The sequence below is a fragment of the Desulfuromonadales bacterium genome, assembly GCA_035620395.1.
Taxonomy (GTDB): Bacteria; Desulfobacterota; Desulfuromonadia; order Desulfuromonadales; family DASPGW01; genus DASPGW01.
In genome coordinates this window covers 1-4,102 of the sequence record DASPGW010000137.1, presented here as the reverse complement: position 1 = coordinate 4,102, position 4,102 = coordinate 1, and the positions used below count along the sequence as shown (strand labels likewise).

The 4,102-nt window shown below is 64.4% G+C and carries 3 protein-coding genes; all 3 read right to left on the bottom strand.

All coding sequences use genetic code 11. The annotated features are described in order from the left end of the window. Window positions 1-688: 688 nt before the first annotated feature. Window positions 689-1,102, bottom strand: coding sequence for a tetratricopeptide repeat protein (locus VD811_07510; GenBank protein ID HXV20817.1), 414 nt, complete (start codon window positions 1,100-1,102; stop codon window positions 689-691). Beyond that, a complete protein-coding gene (gene mrcB / locus VD811_07505; protein ID HXV20816.1) occupies window positions 1,099-3,387 on the bottom strand; it encodes a penicillin-binding protein 1B in 2,289 nt (762 codons plus the stop codon). The genes VD811_07510 and mrcB overlap by 4 nt, the downstream gene beginning before the upstream one ends. A 75-nt stretch (window positions 3,388-3,462) precedes the next feature. Beyond that, a partial coding sequence (locus VD811_07500) for a carbamoyltransferase HypF (GenBank protein ID HXV20815.1) occupies window positions 3,463-4,102 on the bottom strand: 640 nt, incomplete at its 5' end.

Below are 4,102 nucleotides of genomic sequence, written 5' to 3'. Positions count from 1 at the left end.
GGTCCACTAACTGGCCCTTAAGAAATTCAATAACTGCTCGTGCCGACTCTATTGCATCTTTATCTTTCGCTTTACTCATAATCTCTCTTCATCCAACTCGTTATTGACCGGTTCACGCGCGCGTGCGCGTGAACCGGTGATCTACTCAAACGGAATATTTAGCCTGTGCACAAAAAATATCAGAAAGCCAAAAGCTTCCACTGGAAGAGACTGAGGACTGAAAGATGCCCAGATTTATTTTTCGCCTCCTACAAGCAAAAAAGCCGCACCAGCCGGCACCCGCCGGCCGACACGGCCTCATTCCTTCTCAACCTCCCGCCACCCCATCCCCATGGCGCCCTCGCGGCTCGGGTCAACGTTAAAATCGTCTTATAGGTCGCACATCTCGGGGCGAAAAGCAAGGGCGGAAATCCCCCCCGGCCCCCCTTTACAAAGGGGGTGACATGCCCCCCTTCTGGCCCCCTCCCCCGGAAACTGACTCGGCCGAAACTTCCACCAACTCCGACCGAAGGCGCCGTTCATCCCCCTTTCGTAAAGGGGGATCGAGGGGGTTTTTCGCTCGCCGCCCCGCAGTCCTGCCCCGCCGGCTGCCGGCCTCGAGAAAATCAAGAGGGGTCTAAACTACGATTTCACAGATTCAACGGAAAGTTGTCAAATGTGGAGAGCTGACCCTTCTGACCCCTTCACATTATTCCCCCTTGGCCCTTTCGAAGGCCGCCTGCGCCCCTTTCTGGTCGCCGCGCCTGCTGCGCGCCTGGCCGATGAGCCGCCAGTTCTCTGCCCGCAGCCTCTTGTCCTCCCCCGCCAGGGCATTGGATTTCGCGGCGAGATTTTCCGCCTGCCGGTATTGGCCCTGCCCCAGTCGGACCCGGGCCAGTTCCTGCCACAAAAAGGGATTGCGCGGCTCGATGCGCAAGGCGCGCTCCAGCGAGGCATCGGCTGCCTCCAATTGGCCGGCGGAGGACTGTGCTTGCGCCTTGTCCAGCAGAGCCAGCACCGCCGTGTTCCGCGACGGTTCCGGCGGGGTGCCCGGCTGGAGCACCGCACACCCCGCCAGGAGCAGGGCTGCGGCAAGCGACGCGGCTCGGCGTATGGCTTTCATCGTCCGAATGTCCTTTCAAACCATCCCTTGATCGACCCGCCCAGGGAACGCGGCCCGCAGGGGGCGGCCTCCGTCGGTGCCGAGCCGCTGATGAAGGGAAGCTCGACGGCATCCCGGCATCCCTCGTCGCTGAGCAGGCCCGACACCGGATCGATCCAGACCCGTTCAATGTTTTCCGGTTCGGGCAGGATCAGCGGCGCGGGGTTCAGGCCGGCCATCATGTCGGCCCAGACGGTCATGGCCCCGGAGGCCCCGGTCAGCCCGGTCGGCCCGTTGTCATCGCGTCCGACCCAGACCACCCCCAGGCGATCGCCGGTAAATCCGGCGAACCAACTGTCGCGAAAGTCGTCGGTGGTGCCGGTTTTCCCGGCAATTTCGAGGTCCGCGGGCAGATAAGCGCCGAGCTCGCGCGCCGTTCCCTCGCGCACCACATCCTGCATGGCAGCGGTCAGCAGGTAGAGGGGCGCCGCCTCGATTTCCTGCTCGACGTTGAGCGGATAGCTTTGCAGCGGTTCGCCCTCGGCGGTCAATACGGCACGGATCGCGCGCAGCGGGGTACGAAAGCCGTCGCCGGCAATCGTCTGATAGACCTCCGTAACTTCCAGGGGGGAAAGGGCGTTCGAACCGAGGAGGCTCGATGCATGCTCCGGCAGCTCCCGCTCAATGCCGAGTCTCCGTAGGTTCGCCATTACCCGGGGTACGCCGAGCGCCAGGCCGAGCCTCGCCGTCGGCACGTTATACGAGTTCACCAGGGCAGCTCGCAGCGACACCTCGCCGTGAAATTCCTTGTCGTAGTTCAGGGGGGCCCAGTCGTCCGTTCCGGGTTGCTGCAGAACCAGGGGGCTGTCGTCGAGCAGCGTCGCCAGGGTGTAGCTCTGCGGCTCTTGCAGGGCCGTAAGGTAGACGACCGGCTTGATCAGCGAACCGATGGGCCGCTGGGCGTCGAGGGCCCTGTTGAACCCTTCGAAGCGAGGATCACGTCCCCCGACCACGGCCTGCACCTCGGCATTCTGGGTACTGGTGACGAGCAGCGCCCCCTGCAGCGTGCCGGTCTTCATGCCCCGGTTTTTTTCAAGACGCGCCAGGCGTTTGCTCAGGGCGCTTTCGGCCGAATGTTGCACCCGTGGGTCGAGGGTGGTGAAAATCTGCAGCCCTTCCGAGCGCAGGTCTTCATCGCGGTAGTCGCGCATCAACTGGCGATAGGCCAGGTTCAGAAAAGCCGGATACGGAGAGGTGCCGCGGGAGGGCCGGGCGACGACACCAAGGGATGTCGCCCTGGCCGAACGCCATTGCTGTTCGGTAATGACCCCCGTTTCGGCCATCTGCGCCAGAACGAGATTCCGCCGTTCCAGCGCGCGTTTGGGATGGCTGCGCGGACTGAAATAGGTCGGTCCCTTGAGCATGCCCACCAGCAGGGCCGCCTCGGAGATGTCGAGACGGCTCAGGGGCTTATCGAAAAAGAAAGGAGCCGCCAGCCCGAACCCGTGAATCCCGCGGTTGCCGTCCTGGCCCAGGTAGACTTCATTGAGGTAGGTTTCGAGGATCTCCTCTTTGCTGTAATGGGCCTCCAGCAGGACTGCCATCACCATTTCGGTGAACTTTCGCCTCAGGGTTCGCTCGGCGGTCAGGTAGAAGTTCTTGACGAGCTGCTGGGTCAGGGTGCTGCCGCCCTGCACGCCGTCGCCGCTTGCCGTCGCGATGACGGCCCGGGCGATGCCCCTCGGATCGATGCCGTGATGGGAAAAAAACCGGCGGTCCTCGACGGCGATCAGGGCATCGACCAGGTGCCCGGGTACGTCGTCCAGCTTGACCAGGACCCGGTCCTCGTTTTTCCCGGGATAAATCCCGCCGATCAGGGCCGGTTCCAGCCGCGCAAGCTGCAGCGACTGGCCGTCGCCGCGATCGATCAATGCACTCACCTGACCTTCAGCGAACTCGACGCGCAATGCCGCCGCCTCCTGGGGGCCGTCGGCGAAGACAAAGGGGCGCGTGGTCAGGTCGAGGGCGTCGCTACTCCAGTGATAAGTGCCCGGCTCCCGGGGTTGGGGCGCCTCGCGGTAGTCGAGCAGGGCGAGTTCGGTGATCAATTCCGCAGGGCTCAGCTGCAGGCCCGGATACAGCTCCAGCGGCCGGGCATAGACCCTCGCCGGCAGGGCAAAGCGTTTGCCTTCAAACCGCGCCCGCACGGTAAAATCCAGGTAGACCGTATAGGCGGCGGCGAGAAGCGCTCCTGCCAGGGCGAAGCTGATCAGAAATCTTTTTTTCGGTCTCCGGCGTTTAGCCATCGTCTTCCGCTTCCCCGTCTTTCCCTTTCAGGACCCCCGGGCTCCTATGGTGCCAGGTGTCGCCAACCGGCTTGACTATCTTTCCCCTGCCTGCCACCCGGCAATGACCGCCTGGCCAAGGGCCAGCCCCCCGTCGTTGGGCGGGACGAGGGAATGGGTGAGGACCTCGAAGCCGCCGCGTTTGAGGATCGACACGCACTTCCCGGTCAGGTAGCGGTTCTGGAAAACGCCGCCGGAGAGGGCGACGCGGGCCAGGCCGGTGTCGGCGCGGACGAGGAGGCAGGTCTCGGCGACGAGGTACGCCAGGGTGTTGTGGAAGCGGGCGCTGACCGCCGGAACCGGGACTCCTCCCTGCAGGTCGTCGACAATGGCCCGGATGGTGGCCGCCGGCTGGAAGATGTACCCCGCCGCCGCGTGCTCGATGTCGTAGGGGTAGTACCCCGCCTCTCCTTCCCCCTCGATCGCCATCTCCAGTTCCAGCGCCGCCTGCCCCTCGTAACTGACCCGGTCGCGCAGGCCGCAGAGGGCGGCGACGGCGTCGAAAAGCCGGCCGCAACTGGAGGTGAGCGGGCTGTTCACCCCCTTCTCGATCATCTGCAGCAGCAGCCGGCGCTCCGGCTCCGGAATCGCCGCGACCACCGGCAGCGGCGGCAGGTCGTTGCCGTAGGCGTGGTGCAGGCAGCTCAGGGCCATGCGGAACGGCTCCCGCGTCGCC

Excerpts from the sequence above, each read along its gene's own strand:
- VD811_07510 (HXV20817.1), bottom strand. The coding sequence starts at position 1,102 with ATGAAAGCCATACGCCGAGCCGCGTCGCTTGCCGCAGCCCTGCTCCTG.
- mrcB (HXV20816.1), bottom strand. The coding sequence starts at position 3,387 with ATGGCTAAACGCCGGAGACCGAAAAAAAGATTTCTGATCAGCTTCGCC.